A 21,753-nucleotide genomic window follows, 5' to 3' on the forward strand; every position below is an offset into this window, starting at 1 on the left:
GCGCGGCGGGTTTGCGCTGACAACCCGGTGATCCGGCCCGCTGCAGGCGAATCACCACGGGCGTTCGCCCCGGCCGGACGCGGCTTTCGGTAGGCTCTGCGGCTCTTTCTCACGCGGAATGATCACAAAACAGGCGGTGTCTGAAACATTTTGGTCAGTACGGTTGACTTATATCGAGGCCGGGCGCTCTGTCCTCCGACCAGACGTGGAGAATGACGATGGATTGGCAAAACGTGCTCGCAGACCGCAACGGACGCATGAAAGCATCCGAAATCCGCGAACTTTTGAAACTTCTGGATCAGCCCGACATTCTTTCCTTCGCCGGCGGCATTCCGGATCCGAAGCTTTTCCCGGCTCAGGCCTACCGCGATGCGATGGATGCAGCGCTCACCGGCCCCTCGGCGGGGGCGGCTCTGCAATACTCGGTGTCCGAGGGCTACAAGCCTTTGCGCGAATGGCTGGCCGAACACATGGCGTCGATCGGCGTGCCCTGCGCGGCCGAGAACGTGTTCATCACCTCGGGCTCGCAGCAGGCGCTGGATTACCTCGGCAAGCTGATGCTGAACCCTGAGGATACGGCGCTGGTCACCTGGCCGACCTATATGGGCGCCTTGGGCGCGTTCAACGCCTATGAGCCTCGCTATGACCGGCTCGATCCCAAGTCGAACCGCCCGGCCTCGGCCATTGCCGACGCCGCGGCCGATGCGGGCGGGAAGGTGAAATTTGCCTATCTCTCGGCCGATTTCGCCAACCCGACGGGCGAGACGCTGGACCGCACCGGGCGCGAGGCCCTGCTGGACATGGCCGACGCGCTCGATTGCGCGGTGATCGAGGATGCGGCCTATCAGACCCTGCGCTACGACGGCGAGCCGGTGCCGCCGATCCTCGCGCTGGAGCTGGCGCGCAAGGGCGGCGATCTGGAGGCCTGCCGCACGATCTATTGCGGCTCGTTCTCCAAGGTGCTGGCGCCGGGGCTGCGCGTGGGCTGGGTCGTGGCCTCGAAGCCGGTGATTGCGCGGCTGGTGCTGATGAAGCAGGCGGCCGATCTGCATTCGCCAACGTTGAACCAAATCGCCACCGACCATGTCGCCCGCGCGATCTTCGAGCCGCATGTCGCCAAGCTGCGCGCGACCTATTCGGCCCGTCGCGACGCGATGCTGGCGGCGTTGAAGCGCCACATGCCTGACGGCGTGCGCTGGACCAAGCCCGAGGGTGGGATGTTCGTCTGGGTCACGGTGCCCGAGGGCATCGACGGCGCGGATCTGCTGGCACAGTCCCTGCAGACCGAGAAAGTCGCCTTCGTGCCGGGCCGCGCCTTCTTTGCGGATGGCTCGAACGGCAACACGCTGCGGCTGAGCTTCTCCTGCGCGGACGAGGCGATGATCGAGGAGGGCATGAAGCGCCTCGGTCGTCTTCTGGCGCGCGTGACGCAATCGGCAACGGCGGTTGCGGCAGGCTGACCGACGGGGCAAGGTCTTGGCATGACGGATGACCGTGCCAAGACCCTGCCGCCCGAGATCTTCCCCCTCGATCGCCGCCTGCCGATCCTTGTCGCCCTCGCGGCGGTGGGAATGCTGGTGTTCGGCCTTCTGGCCGAGCGCGGGGTGCTGGGCGAGCCCGAAGAATTCGTCGGCCCGGCCTTTGCCGGGATCGGGCTGCTGACGGCGGCGGGCGCGATGTACATGACCACCCATGTCTGCGCCGCGCTCTATGACAATCACGTCCGCATCGGCCGGCAAGAGTTCCAATACAGCGACATCATCGCGGTTTTGGGCGGCGAGGAGGCCCGCCCCGCCACAACCAACATGCCGCGCCACAAGCAGCCGTTCCTGCTGATCCAGACCCGCCTGCGACCGGCGCCCTATTGGGTGCGGGTGGGCAAGCTAAGGGGCGGGATCTGGAATTTCGAAACCCGGCTGATGGAACGTGTGACCCTGCGGCGCGCGCAGGAGGAGGCCTCGGCTCAGCGCGCGGCTCAGCGGCTTGTGCAGGCCACGCCTTCTTCGAACACCTGATCGAACTGCCGCTTCAGGGCGACGTCCAGATCGTCCATCGTCACCGGCAGGCCCAGATCCACGAGGCTGGTCACCCCATGCTCGCGGATGCCGCAGGGGACGATGCCCGAGAAATGCTCCAGCTCGGGCTCCACGTTGATCGAGATGCCGTGAAAGCTGACCCAGCGGCGCAGCTTCACGCCAATCGCGGCGATCTTGTCCTCCCGCGGGGTGCCGTCGAGATTGGGCGCCTTCTCGGGGCGGGTGACCCAGACGCCGACGCGCCCTTCGCGCCGCTCCCCGGTGACGTTGAACTCGCCCAAGGTGCGGATCACCCAGTCTTCCAGCTTGTGCACGAAGCAGCGCACGTCGCGGCCACGTTTGTTGAGGTCCAGCATGACATAGGCCACGCGCTGGCCGGGCCCGTGGTAGGTGTATTGCCCGCCGCGACCGGCGGTGAAGACCGGGAAGCGGTCCGGGGCGGTCAGATCTTCGGCCCGGGCCGAGGTGCCGGCGGTGTAGAGGGGCGGATGCTCCAGCAGCCAGACGGCCTCGTCAGCCTCGCCCTTGGCGATGGCGGCGACGCGCGCTTCCATCGCGGCGAGTGTCTCGGGGTAGGGCTGAAGGCCCGGCAGGACGCGCCATTCCATGTCGCACAACTTTCTTCGAGCCGTGTTTGAACCGTTGCGCGCAACCTAGCGACTAACGGGCAGGGATCAAGAAGGCCCGGCCGCCGAGAGCGCAGACCAAGGGCCGCAACACGGGGAGACAGACATGACCACCCTCATCCGCTCGGACAAGCCCAGTGCCGTTGCCGCCTTGGTGCTGGTCCTCACGCTGACCGCGCTGCCGATCGTCGCCTCCTGGCCGATCTGAGACTGATTCGACGCAAATTAGTGCGGGTTGCCGACTCATGGCGGGTTGGCGCGAATCATCCCTGCGGATAGCCTTTTCACTATTCAGTGTTTCAGTGCGGGATTTCAGTCATGAATACCAAAATCCTTACGTCCACCGCCCTCGTCGCGGCCCTGATCGTCGGGCAGACCGGGCGCGCCAATGCCGACATCGGTGACGCCATCGCCGGCGCCGTTCTGGGCGGCATCATCATGGGGGGCATCCAGTCGCAGCGTCCCCGCGTCGTTCAGCGCACGGTCGTCGTCGACAACACCGCCCGTCAGCAAGCGCGGGAGATCCAGACCGCGCTGAACCATTTCGGCTGGAACGTCGGCGGGGTCGATGGCTCGCTGGGGCCGGCCTCGCGCCGCGGTATCACCAATTATCAGGCCTATCTCCAGTTCCCGGCCACCGGCCAGTTGCTGGAGTTCGAGCGTCTGGTGCTGGTCACCGCCTATCAGCGCGCCATTGCCGGCGGGGCCGAGGTGACGCGGATCACCCAGCGCCATCGCGACGGCCAGCGCGGCCTGCTGGAAGCCGTCCGTGACGAGATGCGCGGCGGCGGGACCCGCACGGCCGGGGCCTATGGCCTGCCGCCCGAGGTCGCCGATGCCGTCGACGAGATCGCCGCAGCCGCCGATCCGACGGCGGAACAGCTGGTCCAACGGTCGGGCTTCGTGCAGCTGGCGGATCTGAACGGCGACGGGCGCACCGATTACATCATCGATACCTCGGTCACCGGCTCGGCCTTCTGGTGCAACGCGCAGGCCTGCACGGTGCAGGTCTTCGTCTCGACGCCCGATGGCTATGCCCGCAACGACTTCCAGTCGAACGATTCGACCCCGGCGGCCTTCGATTGCCTGCAATCGGCCTGCCGCCTGTCGGAGGGGACCACGACCCTTGTCGCCGCCGCGCCGGCCACGGCCCCCTCGGGCGCGCTGGCAGCTCCGGTCGCCGCGGCCCAGCCGATGGTGCCGAACCCCGGCGCCGCCCCGGCGGCTTCGGGCGCCATGCCGAACTTCCTTGGCGGTGCCGGTCGCGCGCAGACGGCGTCGCTGGCCTCGCATTGCAACCGCGTGGGCCTCGTGACCTCGGCCAACGGGGGCTACACCGATCTGGGCTCGATGAGCGACCCGGTCTTCACCCTGAACGAGCAGTTCTGCCTGGCACGGGGCTATGCCATCGCCGATGGTGAGGCGCTGATGGCGCAGCTGGGCGTGGCCTCAAGCGATGTGGCCGGGCAATGCGCCGGGCTGGCGGATGCGCTGCAGGCGCAGGTCGCCGCGCTGTCGCTGCAATCGCGGGAGGTCGTGCTGGCCTCGATGACGCAATGGATGCTGACCTCGGGGATGAACACCGCGGATCTGGCGACCAACGCCCGGATCTGTCTCTCGTCCGGCTATTCGACCGACAACCTGCCGGTGGCCATCGGTTCGGCCCTGATCCTGACCGCGCTGGGCGAGAGCGCCTATGGCGAGCTGCCGGCGCACCACCTGATGCAGGGCATCGGTGCGGTGCAGCGACGTGATCTGGCTGGGGCGTGGTTCGACGCCTCGGTCCCGGTGGCGCTGACGACCGAAGTCGCCTTCCAGCCCGGCCCGGCCTCGCGCAATGCGCTGGTGCTGGCGGCGGCGCATGCGGCGAACGGCACCGGCATGCCGGCCGCGCCGGTGGTCACGCCCGTGGCGCCCGCACCCGCCCCGGCGGCGGACCCCAACAGCAAGTAACCGCGCTGACACGATAATCGGAGGCCGGGCTCACAGCAGCCCGGCCTCTTTTGCATCCGGCAGATAGGTGCGGCTGACGGGGATCTCGCGCCCGTCGGACATGGTCAGCACCCCGCGCGCGCCTTCGCGCCGGGCGGCCCGAACCTGACCCAGCGCCACCCAATGCGAGCGGTGGACCTGAAGCCCGGCGCACCCCTCGGTCTCGGCCATCGCGTCGCCGAGGCGCATCAGCAGAAGCTCGCGCCCCTTGGCTGTGACGACCTCGACATAATGGTCCTGCACCGACAGCGCGATCAGCGGCCCGCGCTTGTCCAGCGGCAGGCGCGACAACAGGCGCGGCGGTTGCGGCACGGCGGTGGCCGGGGCCTCGTCAGGCTCCGCCACGGTCGGGCCCCAGGTGAAGACAGCGGTGACGATCAGCGCGATGGGCACGGTGGACAGGAGCAGGCTCAGGATCGCCTCGCCGGTCACCGGCCAGATCCCGAAAGCCACGATGTTCACCAGCGCCACCTCGACGGCGACGATCACGGCGACCACTAAGCTGACCAGCGCCCAGATCGCCGGTTTGCCCCAGCCGCGCCGGATCATCACATGCACCAACCAGAGGCTGACGAACCAGCCGGACAACAGCGTTACGCCGACGATCACCGCCCAGTACAGAAGCCGCGTGGCGAAGCCCATCGACTCGAGGGTGCCGAACGGGCCCGAGATCGCCAGCACGCCGATCACGGCAGCGACGATCACCGGCGTGCCGGGACGCCGCAGGAGCGATTGCAACTCACGCATCGCAAGGCGCAAGGCGCTGTCTTTCACGGTCATTCCGGCCTCGTTCACGGATCGGGCTTGGACCCGGCCGGGCAGGGCAGGGCATCTCGGTCTGGTCCTAACAACACGAGGAGATGCCCCGATGACAAGCCTTTCTCCCCTGCTTCAGGCCCCGATGGTGATCCAGCTGCACGCATTCGCGGCCCTGTTGGCGCTGGCCTTGGGGCCTGTCGCGCTGTGGCGCCGTCGCCGCGACCGCTGGCACAAGGTGACGGGCTACGTGTGGATTACCCTCATGGCGGCGACCGCGCTGTCCAGCTTCTGGATCCATTCGATGCCGATGATCGGCCCCTTCGGCCCGATCCATGCCCTGTCGCTGTGGACGCTGTGTTCGCTGACCTGGGGCCTGACCGAAGCGATTCGCGGCAATCACCGGGGACATGCCCGGATCATGCGCTCGCTCTACCTGTTCGGGCTGTCGGCAGCGGCCATTTTCACCCTGCTGCCGGGCCGGATCATGCACCGTGTCCTGTTTGGCGAGGACACGCAGGCGGGGCTTTTCCTCATTGCCGCGCTGATCGCGACGGGGCTTTGGCTGTACCGCCGCAACAGGCGCTTCGATGTCCGCAGAAATGCGTGAGTTTCTCCGCTTTCCCTCTTCACATCCGTTTTCGAACCGGCTACACGCACCGCACCAATCCAGTGCGGTCGTGGCGGAATTGGTAGACGCGCAGCGTTGAGGTCGCTGTGGGCTAACCCCCGTGGAAGTTCGAGTCTTCTCGACCGCACCAAAAAACACCCCCGAGATCAAAGCTTGCTTTGGCCTCGGGGGTTTTTTCGTTCCAGCCCCCTCCAGCCCACCGCCGGTTCCCGTCGGAGCGCGTTCGCGCAGGGCGGGGTCTCAAGCGGTTCGCTCCCGTTCGTGAAAAACTGGGCGGAACTGGAAGGCAAATTGTCGCGACAACTGGATCAGTTAATGGCTGTTAAGCCTACTGTCGCTGATCCGTGTTAATTCCTTGAAATAGCGCGATTTCCGACGTGAAATGGTCAGTTCCCGGGCGAGATTGAGCCGCGGTTGTTAGGGAAAAGCTAACCATTCGGGCAAACGGCGTTCATGCATTCAACCCTCGCAGGCGCGGCCCCGGATCTAACCAGTAACCCTGTAGGAGTAGCCTCCATGTCCCTTAACAAAGCTCTGATGTCCTTCGCGAAAGACGAATCCGGTGCGGTCACCGTCGATTGGGTCGTCCTGACCGCCGCCATCGTGGGTCTCGGCCTTGCCGTCATCACCTCGGTCCGCACGGGCGTTGTCAGCCTCGGCGGCGACATCCAGAGCTCGCTCGAAGCGGCTTCGGTGGCATCGCTGGGCACGCTTGGCTACACCGAAGTGGTCGCCGATCCGGACTGATCTGACGCCGGACATCGTGTGACACGATCTCAGGGTCGCCCTTACCGGCGGCCCTTTCTGCTGTCCTGACCCTGCCCGTGGTGACCCTGCGTCACCGAGGAAACCCCGGCCTCTGTCATGCCCGCGTCATGGCCGCCGGCCTATCGCGAGGCATCCCGGAACCGGATACACGTCAAGGACTTACTATGAAACTTCGTCACGCTCCCCGCACCCAGGTCGCGCTGTCCCGCCGCCTTCTTCTGCGCACCATGGCCGCCCTGCCGGCCGCGGCGATCCTGCCCTCGGCGCTGTCGGCGCAGCAGCAGGGGGCCGAGGCTCTGGTCATCGCGCTGGCCGACCTGCATTCCGGCTACGCCCGCCTGCCGCAGATTCTGGCCGAGGTCGACAGGGTGATCGCCGACAGCCCGGTGCCGGTGATGATCACCCTCAACGGCGACGTGTTCGAGCGCGGCAATGCCGTGGCCCTGCGCTCGGGCGGGGCGGCGGATCTGGCGTTCCTTGAGGCCCTGAGCCGCCGCGCGCCGGTGGTGCTGAACCTCGGCAACCACGAGACCGCGCTGGTCGACGACATGGCCAGCACCGTCGCCCGCCTGCAAGGCATGGGGATCGAGGTCGTCTCGAACCTGCTGGACCGCCGCACCGGGCGCTTCTTCACCTCCGCGCAGACGCGCCTCAGCCTGAACGGCATGCGCATCGGCGTGACCGGGTTGGCGACGACCAACCCCTTCACCTACCGCGCTCCGGTGCGCGAGACGCTGGGCTTCCTCGATCCGGCTCAATTCGCGGCCGATACCGTCCCGCAGCTTGAGGCAGCGAATGACGCGGCGCTGGTGCTGAACCATGCCGGCGTGATGGCCGACCGCGCGATCCTGCCCGGACTTACCGCCAAGTCGGTGCTGATCGGCGCCCATGACCACCTGTCCTTCCAGCATGACGAGGCCGAGGCCCCCTTCTTCCACGGCGGCAGCTGGGGTGGCGAGCTGACGCTCATCGGCCTCGCCCCCGGCCAACGCGCGACCTTGGAGCGCCGGGTGATTACTGCCGGGATGCCCGCCGACGAGGCGCTGGCGGCCGAGGTGCAAAGCCAGCTCGACACCCATCTGACGGACGAGGAACGCGCCGTGGTTGGCGTCACCCAGACCGCGCGCGACCTGCCCGAATCGATCCTCTTCGCGGCGGAGGCCGTGCGCGCGGCGACCGAGGCGGACCTCGCGATGCTGGGCCACACAACCTTCGGCCAGCCGCTGCCGCAGGGGCCGGTCACGCGCTATGATTTCGACGCCTTCATCCGCTTTGACGGCGACCTGACCGTCGCCACGGTTAGCGGGGAACAGCTGGCCTCGATCCTGCAGCGCGCGAACCAGCATCACGCCGTGAGCCTCGATCAGCGAACCGGCGATTTCGTTCATGCGGCCACCCTGCAGATCGATCCGCAGGCGCAATACCGTCTGGCGGTCAACGATTGGACGGCGACCAATCAGGCGGCCTATCTGGGGACGCAGGATCTGGCGTTCGAACGGGTCGAGGGACTCAGGCTGAAGGCCGTGACGGCCGACGCGCTGGCGGCGCTTTGATAGGCGCGACGCCCGAAAATCCGTGAAAATATATGCGGAAAGCGCGCATGTTAGGCGCTTTCCGCCACTTGCTGAGGCAACTTTGCTTCCCTTGGGGCAGGACGACGGCCCGCAAGAGGGCCTGTGACGGTCCTATCGTCCGGCGATGACGCAAATCGCCGGCGTTTTGTCGCGTTTGACCCTTGTCCTGGTCGATCTGGCGGATAATCGCTTGAATTAGGGCCGGGCGGTCGTTTTACTGGCTCTACAAAACAAAAAACAAAGACGACCCACCAACAGGGGGAAGCTACGTGTCCCAAAGTCGCACCGACGGTTTCGTCGTATTCGACCGCGTGCAAAAAAGCTATGATGGCGAGGTTCTGGTCGTGAAAGACCTGAACCTGAGCATGCCGAAGGGTGAATTCCTGACCATGCTCGGCCCGTCGGGCTCTGGCAAGACCACCTGCCTGATGATGCTCGCAGGCTTCGAGACCGCCACCCATGGCGAGATCCTGCTCGACGGCAAGCCCATCAACAACATCCCGCCGCACAAGCGCGGGATCGGCATGGTCTTCCAGAACTACGCTCTCTTTCCGCACATGACGATTGCCGAGAACCTCTCCTTCCCCTTGGAAGTGCGGGGGATGGGCAAATCCGAGCGTGAGGCGAAGATCAAGCGCGCGCTCGACATGGTTCAGATGGGCGCCTTCGGCAACCGTCGCCCGGCCCAGCTTTCGGGCGGCCAGCAGCAACGGGTCGCCCTGGCCCGCGCGCTGGTGTTCGAGCCGGAGCTGGTGCTGATGGACGAGCCGCTCGGCGCGCTCGACAAGCAGCTGCGCGAGCATATGCAGTTCGAGATCACCAACCTCGCGCATACGCTGGGCATCACCACGGTCTACGTCACCCACGACCAGACCGAGGCGCTGACCATGTCGGACCGCGTCGCCGTGTTCAACGACGGCCGCATCCAGCAGCTGGCCCCGCCCGAGGATCTGTACGAGCGTCCTGAAAACAGCTTCGTCGCCCAGTTCATCGGCGAGAACAACAAGCTGGAAGGCGTGGTCGAGACCATTTCGGGCGACCGCTGCACGGTGCGTCTGGACGATGGCAGCGTGATCGACGCGAAGCCGGTCAACGTCTCGCAGCCCGGCGAGCGCACCCGCGTCTCGATCCGCCCTGAGCGGGTGGAATCGAACCCTGAGCGTCTGGCGCCCGATGCGCATCTGATCGACGCCGAGGTGCTGGAGTTCATCTACATGGGCGACACGTTCCGCTTCCGCCTTCGGGTGGCGGGTCGTGACGATTTCGTAATGAAATACCGCAACGCTCAGGATCAGCGTCGGCTGTCTGCGGGGGACAAGATCCGCATCGGCTGGCGCCCCGAGGATTGCCGCGCGCTCGACGCCTGAGTGGCGCGCGTCAGTCGGACCCCAAGGCGGGCCCGGCTGGCCGAGCGACAGTGCAATGCACATCAACCCCCGGCCCGCGGGGCGATGTGAAACAACAGCGGGTCCAACGACCAGGGAGTAATGCAATGAAACTGAAAACCGCAATGATGGGGGCCGCCGGTATCGTCGCGCTCACCGCCGGTGGTGCCGTCGCGCAGGACATGGCCAATGAAATGACCATCGTCTCCTGGGGTGGTGCCTACCAGGCGTCGCAGGACAATGCCTATTTCCAGCCCTATCTGTCGGACCATTCCGACGTCACCATCATCACCGATGAAAGCTCGGCCGACGCCGTGGCCCGTCTGCGCGCGATGACCGAAGCCAACAACGTCACTTGGGATCTGGTCGACGTCGAGGCCGCCGACTCGCTGCGCCTGTGCGACGAGGGTCTGGCGATGCCGATCGATCACGATGCCGTTCTGGCCGCCGCGCCCGATGGCACCTCGGCGACCGAAGACTTCGGCCCGATGATCGTGTCGGAATGCTTCATCCCGCAGATCGTGTTCTCGACCACCTTCGGCTACCGCACCGACATGGTGCCGGAAGGCGTCGACGCGCCGACCGATGCCTGCGCCGTCTTCGACCTTGAGACCTATCCGGGCCGCCGCGCGCTGAACCGTCGTCCGGTCGGTAACATGGAATGGGCCCTGCTGTGCGACGGCGTGCCCTACGAGGAAGTCTACGAGACCCTCGAAACCGAAGAAGGCCTCGAGCGCGCCTTCGCGATGCTCGACACCATCAAGGACCAGACCATCTGGTGGTCGGCTGCTGCCGAAACCCCGCAGCTGCTGGCCGATGGCGAGATCTTCATGGGCTCGACCTACAACGGTCGTCTGTTCTCGGCCATCGCCGAGCAGGACCAGCCGATCGGCATGGCCTGGGGCTATCAGATGCTGGACATCGACGGCTGGATCGTTCCCGCCGGCCTGCCGGAAGACCGTCTGGCCCGCGTGATGGCGTTCCTGAACTTCGCCACCGACACCCAGCGTCTGGCCGATCAGGCCAAGTACATCTCGTATGGTCCGGCCCGCGCCTCGTCGGCGCCGATGGTTGGCACCCACGAGACCCTCGGTATCGAGATGGCGCCGCACATGCCGACCGACCCGGCCAACATGACCGGCGCTTTCGTCACCAACTACCTGTGGTGGGCTGACTATCGCGACGAGATCGACGCCCGCTTCCAGGCCTGGCTGGCACAATAAGAGCCTGACGGCCGGCCCCCTGACGGGCCGGCCGCTTTCGAATGACCTCCGGCTCCCCGCGCGAAGACGGGGACCGGAACCCACGGGGAAGTCCTGATGACCACCACCGATCTGGAGGCCGACGCAGTCCGCGGCGGCGAACCGCTCAAGCGATCCCTTGCCCGCGCCCTGCGCCGCCAGAAGATGCGCGCGCTGCTGCTGATCGCGCCGCTGCTGATCTTCATCTTCGTGGGCTTCCTGATGCCCATCGTCTCGATGCTGACCCGCTCCGTCGAGAACAACATCGTGCAGGACACGCTGCCGCAGACCGTGGCGGCGCTGCAGGATTGGGACATCGATTCCGAGGATCTGCCGCCCGAGGCCGTGTTCCGCGCCATGGCCGCCGATCTTCAGATCGCCATCCCCGATCGGACCGCCCTTCAGGTCGCGCGCCGCATGAACTTCGAGGCTGCCGGCTGGACGACGATGATGCGCCGCGCGCTGCGCGCCGTGCCGGATTGGGATCTGGAGACGGACGGCCCGTTCCGCGAGCGCTTCCTTGACCTGCACCGCGATTGGGGCTCGCTCGAGACCTGGCGCGCGCTGAAGGCCTATAGCTCGGAATATACCACCGGCTACTACCTCGCCGCCGTGGACCGCACGATGGTCTCGGGCCATGTGGAGCCCTTGCCGGACAACCAATCGCTGCACCTGATGCTGTTCTGGCGCACGGCCTGGATGTCGGGGCTGATCTGCTTCCTCGCGTTGCTGCTTGGCTATCCGGTCGCCTTCCTGCTGGCCAACATCAAGGAGCGGCATGCCAACCTGCTGCTGATCCTCGTGCTTCTGCCGTTCTGGACCTCGCTTCTGGTCCGGACCTCGTCGTGGAAGGTGCTGCTGCAGGATCAGGGTGTGGTGAACCAGTTCCTCGTCTGGATCGGGCTGGTCGCGGACGACAACCGGCTGACGATGATCAACAACAAGTTCGGCGTGATCGTCGCGATGACGCAGATCCTGCTGCCCTTCATGATCCTGCCGCTCTATTCGGTGATGAAGACCATCCCGCCGAGCTATGTCCGTGCCGCGAAATCGCTGGGCGCGACCGACTGGACCGCCTTCTGGCGCGTGTATTTCCCGCAATCGGTGCCCGGCATCGGCGCGGGCGCGATCCTCGTGTTCATCATGGCCGTCGGCTACTACATCACGCCGGAACTGGTAGGCGGCCCCTCGGGCATGTTCATCTCGAACCGGATTGCGCACCAATGGTATGTGTCAGGCAACTGGGGCCTCGTGGGCGCGCTGGGCACCATCCTGCTGCTGGCGGTTCTGGTGCTGTATTGGGTCTACGACAAGGTCGTGGGCATCGACAACGTGAAGCTGGGGTAATCAGACATGGCCCTTCCCACCTATGCCTCGCCCCTGCAGCGGATCTGGTACTACACCTTCCGCGTGATCTGCGGGATCATCTTCTTCTACCTGATGTTCCCGATCCTGGTGATCATCCCGCTGAGCTTCAACGCGCAGGACTTCTTCACCTTCACGCCCGAGATGCTGGCGCTGGATCCCGCCGGCTTCTCGTTGAAGCATTACGAGGATTTCTTCACCAACAGCGACTGGCAGCAGGCGACCCGTAACTCGCTGACCATCGCGCCGATGGCGACGCTGATCTCGGTCTCGCTGGGGACGCTTGCGGCCATCGGCCTGAGCCAGAGCCACGTCCCCTTCAAGCGCGCGATCATGGCGATCCTGATCTCGCCGATGATCGTGCCGCTGATCATCTCGGCCGCCGGCATGTATTTCTTCTTCTCGGCCATCGGCTTGCAGGGGACCTACTGGGGCGTCGTGCTGGCGCATGCCATTCTGGGCATTCCCTTCGTCATCATCACCGTGACCGCGACCATGGTGGGCTTCGACCGGTCGCTGACGCGGGCGGCGGCCTCGATGGGCGCGGGGCCGGTGAAGACCTTCTTCAAGGTGCAGCTGCCGCTGATCCTGCCGGGCGTGATTTCGGGCTCGCTGTTCGCCTTCATCACGTCGTTCGACGAGGTGGTGGTGGTGATCTTCGTTGGCTCGGCCGCGCAGCAGACCCTGCCGTGGCAGATGTTCATCGGCCTGCGTGAGCAGATCTCGCCGACGATCCTCGCGGTGGCGACACTGATGGTGGGGTTGTCGATCCTGCTGCTGGCAACACTGGAGATGCTGCGTCGGCGCAACGAAAAGATGCGGGGCATGAGCCCGGCGTGAGAAAGGGGGGCGCTGCCCCCCAAACCCCCCGGGATATTTTGAGAGTAAAGATGAGGGGCGCCGCCGGGAGGGGGCGCCCTTTCTCGTCAGCCGACGAGCGCGACTTTTTCCTCGACGAAGCGGATCAGGTCCGAGGCCGGGCGGGCGCCGGCGAGGCGGGCGACCTCGCGGCCGCGGTGGAAGAGGATGAAGGCCGGAATGCCGCGGATATTGTAGCGCACGGTCGCATCCGGGTTCGACTGCGTGTCGATCTTCGCCAGCCGCACCTTGCCTTTCAGCTGGCGCGCGGCCTTCTCGAACTCGGGCGCCATCTGGCGGCAGGGGCCGCACCAAGGGGCCCAGAAGTCGACCAGCAGGGGCATCTCGTCGTTGCGCGCCATCTTCTCCAGCGTCTTGAGATCCAGCTTCGCGACCTTGCCGTCATTCAGCGCGTGGCCGCAGATCCCGCATTTCGGCACGGCCCCGGCCTTGTCGGCCGGGAACTGGTTCACCTGGGCGCATTCCGGGCAGGTCAGTTTGATCTTCGCGGCCATCTCGGCACCTCGCATTCATTGGGCTGAATGTGAGATGGGGGAGGGCGGCGGGCAAGTCAAGCCTGAGCGCGTGAAATCGACGGGCCGCGCGGCGGCCAGAGTGCGAGACCCGCGATCACCAGCGTGATGATCCATTGCGGGGCGGTCCAAGGCTCGCCCAGCATCGTCAGGCCGAAGGCGAGGAACAGCGCGCCCATGCCAAGTCCGAGGATCGCGATCACCGCTGCCGTTTGCCGCCGGGCGGTCGGGGCGAGGGCGGCCCAGCCCATGCCGAGGGCGCCAAGCGCGAAATAGACGGTCACGAAATGCCACAGCAGGGCGAGGTACAGCGTCAACTCGGTCGTGGGGCTGACGGCGAGGAGGGGCTCGTAGACGGCGGTGCCGCCCAAGGTCACATGGACCACGCCGGTCAGGGCGAGGAGAGCGGCGGCGGTCATCAGGCGGGGCGATAGGGACATGGGGGCTCCTGAGGTTGCATACGGTGGCGTATGGATGCGCCTGTGCCTTGCTGGAGTCAATACGCTGCCGTATGGTGCGGCGCATGACCGCGCCTCGCCCCTCGCTCTCACCGGAGGACTGGATCGCTGCCGCCTTTCGGCGGTTGGCGCAGGGGGGGCTGGCGGCCGTCCGGGCCGAGGCGATTGCCCGCGACCTTGGCGTGTCGAAGGGCAGTTTCTACTGGCACTTCAAGGATCTGCCGGACCTGAAAGCGCGAATGCTGGCGCATTGGCTGGATCGGGCGACCGAGCAGGTGATGGCCCTGACGGTTGAGGGCGGCGGCGATGCCACCGCACGGCTGGAGCGGCTGACGGACCTCGCCAGCTCCGACCTGTCCGAGCGTTATGGCGGGCCGAGGGCCGAGCTGGCGATCCGGGATTGGGCGCGGCTGGAGCCGGGCGCGGGCGAGGCGCAGCGCGCGGCGGATACGGCGCGGTTGGCGTTTCTTACCGGGTTGTTGCAGCAGGCGGGGCTGACGCGGGCCGAGGCAGAGCGGGGCGCGCGGCAGATCTATGGTTGCTATCTGGGCGCACAATTGCTGGCGCCGGACGGGGCAGGGACACAGGCCGAGGATCTGCGCGATCTGGTGGCGCGGGTCCTGCGGCGCTGAGGGGTCAGATCCGGCGCTTGGGCGGGCGCGACTTGTAGACCGGCAGCTTCCAGCCAAAGGCCATGGAGCCCGCGCGCAACAGGAAGGTCACCGCCGCGCAGCCGATCAAGGCCAGCGGCGAGGGGCCGATCCCCCAGCGCACCAGCAGGGCCGTCACTGCCCCGGCGAAGGCGGCGGAGAGGTAGAGCTCGCCCTGCCGCAGCACCAGCGGCACCTCGTTGCAGACCACGTCGCGCATCAGGCCACCGAAGGCCCCGGTGATCATGCCCATCATCACCACCACCGCCGGGCTGTGATCGAGGCTCAGCGCCACGCCGACCCCGGCGGGAACCGCGACGGCCAAGGCACCGGCGTCGAGCCAATCGATGGCGCGGCGGCGGTTCTCCAGCAGATGGGCGGTGAAGAAGACGATCAGCGCCGCGACGGAGGTGATGCCGATGTACCACGGGTTGGCGATCCAGAAGACGGCCTCGCGGTTGAGCAGCACGTCACGGATCGTCCCGCCGCCGACAGCGGTCAGCGCGGCGATGAACGCGAATCCCAGAAGGTCCAGCTGGGCGCGGCTGGCCACCAGCGCGCCGGTCAGCGCGAAGATGAAGACCGACAGGTAGTCGAGCCCCTGAAGCAGCGTCATCGGCCCGTCCTCCCCTGTGGTCCGCTTCAGCCCTTATAGGGCGCCATGCCCGCGCGCGCGAGTTCGTCGGCCTTCTCGTTCTCGGCATGGCCGGCGTGGCCCTTGATCCATTTCCACGTCACCGAATGGGTCTTTTGCGCACCATCGAGGCGCTGCCACAGCTCGGCATTCTTCACCGGCTTCTTGTCGGCGGTCTTCCAGCCGTTGCGCTTCCAGCCGTGGATCCACTGCGTCACGCCGTTCTTCACATAGGCCGAGTCGGTGGTGATGGTGATCGTCGTCGGTCGCGTCAGGGCCTCAAGCGCCGAGATCGCCGCCATCAGCTCCATGCGGTTGTTGGTGGTCTGTGCCTCGCCGCCCTGCAGGGTGCGTTCCTTCAGCAGGGTCTCGCCCTCCATCGCGCGCATCAGCACGCCCCAGCCGCCGGGGCCGGGGTTTCCGGAACAGGCGCCATCGGTCCAGGCAAAGAGTTCGGTCATGTCAGGGGTCTTTCGTCTTCAGGCGCGGGCGGTGACAAGCAGGCCGAGGGCAGGCGTGCCGGCCAGCCCGGTGTCCACCTGCTCGGTGACCTCGGTGATGGTGAAGCCGGCCTGTTCCAGCAGGCCCGTCAGCTCGGGTCGGGTGTAATAGGTGTAGAAACGGCCGAGGGCATCGCGCTCCTCGCCCTGACCTTCCTTGAGGCCGATGTGAAACAGCCCGCCGGGTTTCAGCGCGGCATGGATCGCGGCCAGATGGCGCGGCAGCTCGGCGCGCGTGGCATGCAGCAACGAGAAGCTGGCCCAAGCGGCGTCGTAGACCTCGGTCAGGGGCGTGTCGAAGCTGCCTTCCCGGGCAGGCAGGCCCCGCGCGCAGGCCAGCGCCACCATCTGGGGCGCGGCATCGACGGGGTCGGGCCGATGACCGGCGGCAGCCATATGCGCGCTGTCGCCGCCCGGTCCGCAGCCAAGATCCAGCACACGGGCCGAGGGGGGCAGGGCAGCAATGAAGGCCAACAGCGGAACCGAGGGCGGCCCCTCGGCGAAGAGGCGCGCGTAATCCCCGGCGCGGGCAGCGTAGACGGCCAGCGTCTGGGGATCCTCGCTCATGCGCGCTCCAACGCCAGCTTGGCCCCCAGCGCCGCGAAGGAGGCGGCGAAGGCGCGGCGCATCCAGGTCATCGCGCGTTCCGAGCCCAGCACGCGGCTGCGCAACCAGCCAGCCGCCAGCGCATAGAGGAGGAAGACACCGGCGGTCATCGCCACGAAGCCGAGGCCGAGCTGGATCAGCAGTGCGGTCGCATCGGGCGCCCCGGCCGGGATGAACTGCGGCAGGAAGGCCACGAAGAACATCGGCAGCTTCGGGTTCAGCAGGTTCAGCAGCACACCGCGCCGGATCAGCACCAGCGGCGATTGCGCGCGCGTGTCGGGCGTCACCTGCAAGGCGCCGGTGCCCTTCAACGTGCCCCAGGCCATCCACAGCAGATAGGCGACGCCCGCGAATTTGATCGCGGTGAACAGCGTGGCCGAGGTCTGCAGTACGGCGGCAAGCCCGGCCATCGCGAAGCCCAGATGCACCAGCGTGGCCAAGGTGCAGCCGAGGACCGCCCAGAGGCCGGCCACCAACCCACGCCCCAGCGTGGTCGACAGCGTGTAGATGATCCCCACACCGGGGGCGAGGCAGACGATGAAGGCGGTGAGCAGGAATTCGGGGGTCATGCGGGCTCCCTGAGAACGCGGGGGACTTTGAACTCTACATTTTCGACCGCCGTCTCGACGATCTCCTGGGTCAGGTCGAAGCGGTCCGCGAAGGCGTCGAGCACCTCTTGGATCAGCACCTCGGGGGCCGAGGCGCCGGCTGTTACGCCGACATGGGTCGCCCCCTCCAATGCGCGCCAGTCGATATCCGCGGCGCGCTGGATCAGCTGCGAATAGGCGCAGCCATTGGCCTTGCCGACCTCGACCAGCCGCTTGGAGTTGGACGAGTTCGGCGCGCCGATCACCAGAAGCGCGTCGATGCGCCCGGCGATGGCCTTCACGGCCTCCTGCCGGTTGGTGGTGGCGTAGCAGATGTCTTCCTTGTGCGGCCCGACAATGGCGGGGAACCGCGCGCGCAGGGCGGCGACGATGTCGATCGTGTCATCGACCGAGAGCGTGGTCTGGGTGATGAAGGCCAGCTTCGCGGGATCGCGCGGGGTGATGGTGGCGACATCGGCGACGGTCTCGACCAGCAGGACCTCGCCCTCGGGCAACTGGCCCATGGTGCCGATGGTCTCGGGGTGGCCCTCATGGCCGATCATCACCATCTGCAGCCCGGCCTGATGATGACGCTCGGCTTCGATATGAACCTTGGACACAAGCGGGCAGGTGGCGTCGACGAAGGTCATGTTGCGCGCCTGCGCGGCCGAGGGGACGGATTTCGGCACGCCATGCGCCGAGAAGATCACCGGCCGGTCATCGGGGCATTCGTCCAGCTCCTCGACGAAGACGGCGCCCTTGTCACGAAGGCTATCTACGACAAAACGGTTGTGTACAATCTCGTGACGGACATAGACCGGGGCACCCCATTTGGTGAGGGCCATCTCGACGATCTTGATCGCGCGGTCGACGCCGGCGCAGAAGCCGCGCGGTGCGGCGAGATACAGGGTCAGGGGAGGCTTGGACATGTGAGGCATCGTCCCGGTTGGGCCTTGGGTCTGCAACGGATGTGCCCCGCAAGGGGGGCGAGCGCAACCCCGGGGGCGAGGAATTGAAGTCGGAGGCGGTCACGCGACCGTCCGTCACACCGTAACCGGAAACGCGCGCCGGTAAACAATGTGGTGACAAGTTCGGGTGCACAATGACGCATGCAGCCGGAAACGGCCGGGGGACGCCGGGACAGACCCGGACGAGGGAAGGGAAGGAAGAGCACAGCTTGCTGGAGATGTTCCGCAACTACTCGGCTGGTCTGCCTGACAGCCAACCGCAGCCCGACGACGTGCCGACCTATGCCGGGCCGCAGATGGTTGTCGCGATCCTGTTGATGTCGTGTTCCATCGCCGGGTGGTCCGCATTCGCCTGGCTCAACGGACACGATGCCATCGCCTTTGCCTGCGCCTTGACGCTGCTCGGCGCGATGCCCTTCTTCTGGCTGGAGCGGACGGGCCGCTTCCGCTACGCCCGCCATGTTGGCTATGGCATCGGTTTGATCGGTCTTGCCGTGATCGATATGCTGATCGGCGCGGATGGGCATATGGATGCGCTCTATCCCGGCGTCGTCGCCTTTCCTTTCCTGCTGTTCAACTGGCGTGGCGAGCGAGGCAGCGTCATCCTCATGTGCGGCCTTGCCATGGGGTCTTATGTCTGCACCTGGGCCTTCGGGCACAATTTCGTCGATCCGCGGCTGAGCCATTCGGACTCGATGATCTACAGCCTCCTCGCCGGTGTCAGCGGTGTCGCCATCGTGCTGACGGAGATGACCGTGGTGACCTATGTGTTGTTTGCCAAGCATGACGTGATGGACCGGGCCCGGCAGGAGGCGATGGTCGCCACTCAGGCCAAGGGGCATTTCCTCGCCGCCATGAGCCATGAGATCCGCACGCCGATGAACGGGGTCGTCGGCATGGTGGAGCTTCTGGAAGCCACTGACATGGACGACCAGCAACGCCGGATGCTGCGCACCGTGCGCCAGTCGGCCTTCGCGCTTCTGCGGATCATCGACGACATCCTCGATGTGTCCAAAGCCGATGCCGGCCAGATCGAGCTGCATCCCACCCGGACCGACTGGCTGGAGTTCCTCGAGTCGATGACCGAGGCCATGGGCTCCTACGCCCTGCGCAATCAGGTGCGGCTGGTGCAGTTCTTCAAGCCCGGCATGCCGCATAATGTCACCGTCGATTCCGGGCGTTTGCGGCAGATCCTCGTGAACCTGATCGGCAACGCCATCAAGTTCACTCGGCGCGAGGAAGGGGATGATCGCCCTGCCATCGTCGAATTCACGGCCCGGTTGGACGATGACGGCTGGATCCTGCTGAAGGTCTCCGACAACGGGATCGGCATTGCCGAGCATCAGCTCGACAGCATCTTCGACCCCTTCGCCCAAGCCTCGGGTCATGGCAGCGCGCGGTTCGGGGGCACCGGTCTTGGCCTGACGATCACCAAGCGGTTGGTCGAGAAGATGGGCGGTGAAATATCGGTCGAGAGTACGCTGGGACAGGGCGCGACCTTCACCGTCCGCCTGCCGATGGCCGAGCGGGAGGGTGAGATCACGCCGCCCGACCTGTCCGGCGTGACGGTGATCCTGCGCATGGACGCGGCCGGGACACGGCTGGATGACGGGGTCTATGTGCGCTCGACCGGCGCCACGTTGATGGAGGCGCCTACCGAGGAGCGTTTGTTCGAACTGGCGGCAGAGCATCCCGAGGCCGTCTTCCTGATCGGCCCGCGTCAAGCGGGGCTCGATGTCGATGACGCCGCTGTCCTGCGCTTCCAGCAGGCCTTCCCGACGGCGCATTGCGTGACCTTCTCGGCCCGGCCCTCGGACCGCTACGGGATGATCTCGCCGACCACGGTGCGCGTCCATTGGGGGCCTATGCGCCTGAGCGAGCTGTGGGCAGGCATGGCCGCTGCGGCCGGCCGGTCGCTGCCCAACGCCTCGGTGGCGCTGGCGGATACGGTCGTCTCGGCGCTGGACCGCGCCGAGGATCTGCCGCCCGTCCTGCTGGTCGAAGACAATGAGATCAACCGCGAGGTTCTGGGCCAGCAGCTGAAACGCATCGGCCTGCAGGTCGTCACCGCCGTCAACGGGGCCGAGGGGCTGCAGTATTGGCGCGAGGGGAACTTCCCGCTGGTGCTGACGGATTGCCACATGCCGCTGATGGACGGCTTCGAGATGACCACCCGCATCCGCGAGATCGAAGAGCGCGAAGGGCGTCCGCGCACCGCCATCGTCGCTATCACCGCGAACACCCTTGCCGGCGAAGCGCAGCGCTGCCTGTCGCACGGGATGGACGATTACCTGTCGAAGCCGGTGCGCGTTGCGACCCTGCGTGAGGCGGTCCTGCGCTGGGCCGGGGGCGCGGACGAAGCCGATGTCCTTGGGGCCGCGCCGATGGAGATCCGGCTGCCCGATTGAACGGTGTCAGCCGAACAGCCCGGCGGTGATCAGCGCCAGCCCGATATAGCGGCCGGTCTTGGCCACGGCGACCATCAGCGTGAACAGCCACAGCGGTGTGCGCATCGCGCCGGCGATGACGGTGGTCAAATCCCCGATCGGCAGCCACGAGGCCAGCAGCATCCACACGCCCCAGCGATCCCACCAGCGGCGGGCGCGGGCGAATTTGTCATCGGGGATCTTCAGCCAGCGATGCCCGCCAGCTGTCTCCAACCGCCAGCCCAGCCAATAATTGACATAGGTGCCCAGCGTGTTCCCGATCGAGGCCACCACGACCAGAAGCCAGACCGGGGCCATGCCCGCGACCTGAAGGCCCGCAAAGATGATTTCGGATTGGAAGGGGAGGACCGTCGCCGCCACGAAGGCGGCGGCGAAAAGCCCGGCAAGCGCGGCGATCAGGGTCAGTCTGCGCCGTTCGCGCCGCTGTTGGCGCCTTGATCGGCGGCCTCGGGTTGGCCATCCTCACGCGGGGCACGGTGGTCACGCGGCTCGCGCGGTTCCCGGGGCGGGCGACCGATGACATCGCGCAGCTCGTCGAGCTCGATGAAATTGTCGGCCTGACGGCGGAGCTCGTCGGCGATCATCGGCGGCTGCGAGCGGATGGTCGACACGACCGACACGCGCACGCCCTGACGCTGCAGCGATTCCACCAGCGGCCGGAAATCCCCGTCACCCGAGAACAGCACGGCATGATCAAGCCGGTGCGCGATTTCCATCGCGTTGACCGTCAGCTCGATATCCATGTTGCCCTTCACTTTCCTGCGACCCATCGAGTCCGTGTACTCTTTGGCGGGCTTGGTCACCATCGTGTAGCCGTTGTAGTTCAGCCAGTCGATGAGCGGGCGAATCGGCGAATAATCGTCGTTCTCCAGCAGGGCGGTGTAGTAGAAGGCGCGCAGCAGCTTGCCGCGGCGCATGAATTCCTGCCGCAGCAGCTTGTAGTCGATGTCGAACCCCAGGGCCTTGCCTGCGGCGAAGAGGTTCGCGCCGTCGATAAACAGGGCGAGACGCTCATCCTTGTAAAACATCGTCATTCCTTTCAAATCGCAGCGTCATCGAAATATGGGTTGCCACGACCGGCTTGCGCACTCTTGTTTTGTGGTGTCTTGGTCTGGCGGGTCGAACGAAACGCGACCGA

23 protein-coding genes and 1 tRNA gene are annotated in these 21,753 nt (G+C 66.3%); 13 read left to right on the forward strand and 11 right to left on the reverse strand.

The window, feature by feature from the left end; genetic code table 11:
* The first annotated feature begins 218 nt into the window (after positions 1 to 218).
* Both BCY78_RS10555 and BCY78_RS10560 read left to right on the forward strand, forming a co-directional pair.
* On the forward strand, positions 219 to 1,460 hold the full coding sequence (locus BCY78_RS10555; protein WP_068301495.1) for a PLP-dependent aminotransferase family protein: 1,242 nt from the start codon (positions 219 to 221) through the stop codon (positions 1,458 to 1,460).
* Between the two features lie 21 nt (positions 1,461 to 1,481).
* Positions 1,482 to 2,015, forward strand: coding sequence for a hypothetical protein (locus BCY78_RS10560; protein ID WP_068301182.1), 534 nt, complete (start codon positions 1,482 to 1,484; stop codon positions 2,013 to 2,015).
* Here the strand turns inward: BCY78_RS10560 and lipB are convergent.
* Positions 1,976 to 2,644, reverse strand: a complete 669-nt coding sequence (gene lipB / locus BCY78_RS10565; protein ID WP_068301185.1) for a lipoyl(octanoyl) transferase LipB — start codon at positions 2,642 to 2,644, stop codon at positions 1,976 to 1,978. The two genes, BCY78_RS10560 and lipB, sit on opposite strands and share 40 nt — an antisense overlap.
* Before the next feature lie 336 nt (positions 2,645 to 2,980).
* Here lipB and BCY78_RS10570 point away from each other — a divergent pair, with 336 nt between their 5' ends.
* The gene (locus BCY78_RS10570) at positions 2,981 to 4,615 is read left to right on the forward strand and encodes a peptidoglycan-binding protein (RefSeq protein ID WP_068301188.1); all 1,635 of its coding nucleotides are present in this window, start codon (positions 2,981 to 2,983) and stop codon (positions 4,613 to 4,615) included.
* Between the two features lie 30 nt (positions 4,616 to 4,645).
* On the opposite strand, the gene BCY78_RS10575 is transcribed toward BCY78_RS10570, so the two are convergent.
* A complete protein-coding gene (locus BCY78_RS10575; protein WP_083194956.1) occupies positions 4,646 to 5,434 on the reverse strand; it encodes a LytTR family DNA-binding domain-containing protein in 789 nt (262 codons plus the stop codon).
* An 88-nt stretch (positions 5,435 to 5,522) separates the two neighbouring features.
* Here BCY78_RS10575 and BCY78_RS10580 point away from each other — a divergent pair, with 88 nt between their 5' ends.
* From BCY78_RS10580 to BCY78_RS10615, 8 genes are all read left to right on the forward strand, one after another.
* Complete coding sequence (locus tag BCY78_RS10580) at positions 5,523 to 6,020, forward strand: DUF2306 domain-containing protein (RefSeq protein WP_068301189.1); 498 nt, start codon at positions 5,523 to 5,525, stop codon at positions 6,018 to 6,020.
* Between the two features lie 64 nt (positions 6,021 to 6,084).
* Positions 6,085 to 6,171 (forward strand) — tRNA-Leu (locus BCY78_RS10585).
* Positions 6,172 to 6,557: 386 nt separating this feature from the next.
* Positions 6,558 to 6,788: a Flp family type IVb pilin gene (locus BCY78_RS10590; RefSeq protein ID WP_068301190.1), complete on the forward strand. Its 231-nt coding sequence runs from the start codon at positions 6,558 to 6,560 to the stop codon at positions 6,786 to 6,788.
* 185 nt (positions 6,789 to 6,973) lie between these two features.
* The gene (locus tag BCY78_RS10595; protein WP_068301193.1) at positions 6,974 to 8,362 is read left to right on the forward strand and encodes a 5'-nucleotidase C-terminal domain-containing protein; all 1,389 of its coding nucleotides are present in this window, start codon (positions 6,974 to 6,976) and stop codon (positions 8,360 to 8,362) included.
* Between the two features lie 290 nt (positions 8,363 to 8,652).
* Entirely contained in the window at positions 8,653 to 9,750 is a 1,098-nt protein-coding gene (locus BCY78_RS10600; RefSeq protein ID WP_068301196.1) for an ABC transporter ATP-binding protein, read from the forward strand.
* A 125-nt stretch (positions 9,751 to 9,875) separates the two neighbouring features.
* Positions 9,876 to 10,991: an extracellular solute-binding protein gene (locus BCY78_RS10605; RefSeq protein ID WP_083194958.1), complete on the forward strand. Its 1,116-nt coding sequence runs from the start codon at positions 9,876 to 9,878 to the stop codon at positions 10,989 to 10,991.
* 96 nt (positions 10,992 to 11,087) lie between these two features.
* Positions 11,088 to 12,356 (forward strand): ABC transporter permease, encoded by a 1,269-nt coding sequence (locus tag BCY78_RS10610; protein ID WP_068301199.1) that lies wholly within the window; start codon positions 11,088 to 11,090, stop codon positions 12,354 to 12,356.
* A gap of 6 nt (positions 12,357 to 12,362) precedes the next feature.
* Positions 12,363 to 13,214, forward strand: coding sequence for an ABC transporter permease (locus tag BCY78_RS10615; RefSeq protein WP_068301202.1), 852 nt, complete (start codon positions 12,363 to 12,365; stop codon positions 13,212 to 13,214).
* Between the two features lie 86 nt (positions 13,215 to 13,300).
* Here the strand turns inward: BCY78_RS10615 and trxC are convergent, their stop codons facing one another.
* The gene (gene trxC / locus BCY78_RS10620; protein WP_068301205.1) at positions 13,301 to 13,747 is read right to left on the reverse strand and encodes a thioredoxin TrxC; all 447 of its coding nucleotides are present in this window, start codon (positions 13,745 to 13,747) and stop codon (positions 13,301 to 13,303) included.
* Between the two features lie 56 nt (positions 13,748 to 13,803).
* Positions 13,804 to 14,205 carry a hypothetical protein gene (locus BCY78_RS10625; protein ID WP_068301207.1) on the reverse strand — a complete coding sequence of 134 codons (402 nt, stop codon included), beginning with the start codon at positions 14,203 to 14,205 and terminating at the stop codon, positions 13,804 to 13,806.
* A gap of 83 nt (positions 14,206 to 14,288) precedes the next feature.
* Here BCY78_RS10625 and BCY78_RS10630 point away from each other — a divergent pair, with 83 nt between their 5' ends.
* Complete coding sequence (locus BCY78_RS10630; RefSeq protein WP_068301503.1) at positions 14,289 to 14,855, forward strand: TetR/AcrR family transcriptional regulator; 567 nt, start codon at positions 14,289 to 14,291, stop codon at positions 14,853 to 14,855.
* A gap of 4 nt (positions 14,856 to 14,859) precedes the next feature.
* Here the strand turns inward: BCY78_RS10630 and BCY78_RS10635 are convergent, their stop codons facing one another.
* The 5 genes from BCY78_RS10635 to ispH are packed head-to-tail and all read right to left on the reverse strand — an operon-like array spanning position 14,860 to position 18,129.
* On the reverse strand, positions 14,860 to 15,489 hold the full coding sequence (locus tag BCY78_RS10635; protein ID WP_068301210.1) for a trimeric intracellular cation channel family protein: 630 nt from the start codon (positions 15,487 to 15,489) through the stop codon (positions 14,860 to 14,862).
* 26 nt (positions 15,490 to 15,515) lie between these two features.
* Entirely contained in the window at positions 15,516 to 15,968 is a 453-nt protein-coding gene (rnhA, locus tag BCY78_RS10640; protein ID WP_068301212.1) for a ribonuclease HI, read from the reverse strand.
* A gap of 18 nt (positions 15,969 to 15,986) precedes the next feature.
* Positions 15,987 to 16,574, reverse strand: a complete 588-nt coding sequence (locus tag BCY78_RS10645) for a class I SAM-dependent methyltransferase (protein ID WP_068301215.1) — start codon at positions 16,572 to 16,574, stop codon at positions 15,987 to 15,989.
* Positions 16,571 to 17,182 carry a LysE family translocator gene (locus BCY78_RS10650; RefSeq protein WP_068301221.1) on the reverse strand — a complete coding sequence of 204 codons (612 nt, stop codon included), beginning with the start codon at positions 17,180 to 17,182 and terminating at the stop codon, positions 16,571 to 16,573. Before BCY78_RS10650 ends, BCY78_RS10645 begins: the two co-directional genes overlap by 4 nt.
* A complete protein-coding gene (gene ispH / locus BCY78_RS10655) occupies positions 17,179 to 18,129 on the reverse strand; it encodes a 4-hydroxy-3-methylbut-2-enyl diphosphate reductase (RefSeq protein WP_068301223.1) in 951 nt (316 codons plus the stop codon). Before ispH ends, BCY78_RS10650 begins: the two co-directional genes overlap by 4 nt.
* A 257-nt stretch (positions 18,130 to 18,386) precedes the next feature.
* Between ispH and BCY78_RS10660 the strand changes: the two genes are divergently transcribed.
* Positions 18,387 to 20,576, forward strand: a complete 2,190-nt coding sequence (locus tag BCY78_RS10660) for an ATP-binding protein (RefSeq protein ID WP_233499390.1) — start codon at positions 18,387 to 18,389, stop codon at positions 20,574 to 20,576.
* A gap of 6 nt (positions 20,577 to 20,582) precedes the next feature.
* Here the strand turns inward: BCY78_RS10660 and BCY78_RS10665 are convergent, their stop codons facing one another.
* Positions 20,583 to 20,975: a YqaA family protein gene (locus BCY78_RS10665; protein ID WP_233499383.1), complete on the reverse strand. Its 393-nt coding sequence runs from the start codon at positions 20,973 to 20,975 to the stop codon at positions 20,583 to 20,585.
* A 41-nt stretch (positions 20,976 to 21,016) separates the two neighbouring features.
* The gene (locus tag BCY78_RS10670; RefSeq protein ID WP_225298333.1) at positions 21,017 to 21,643 is read right to left on the reverse strand and encodes an NYN domain-containing protein; all 627 of its coding nucleotides are present in this window, start codon (positions 21,641 to 21,643) and stop codon (positions 21,017 to 21,019) included.
* Positions 21,644 to 21,753 lie beyond the last annotated feature (110 nt).

The sequence above is a fragment of the Pararhodobacter sp. CCB-MM2 genome (genome assembly GCF_001691415.1).
Lineage (GTDB): Bacteria > Pseudomonadota > Alphaproteobacteria > Rhodobacterales > Rhodobacteraceae > Pararhodobacter.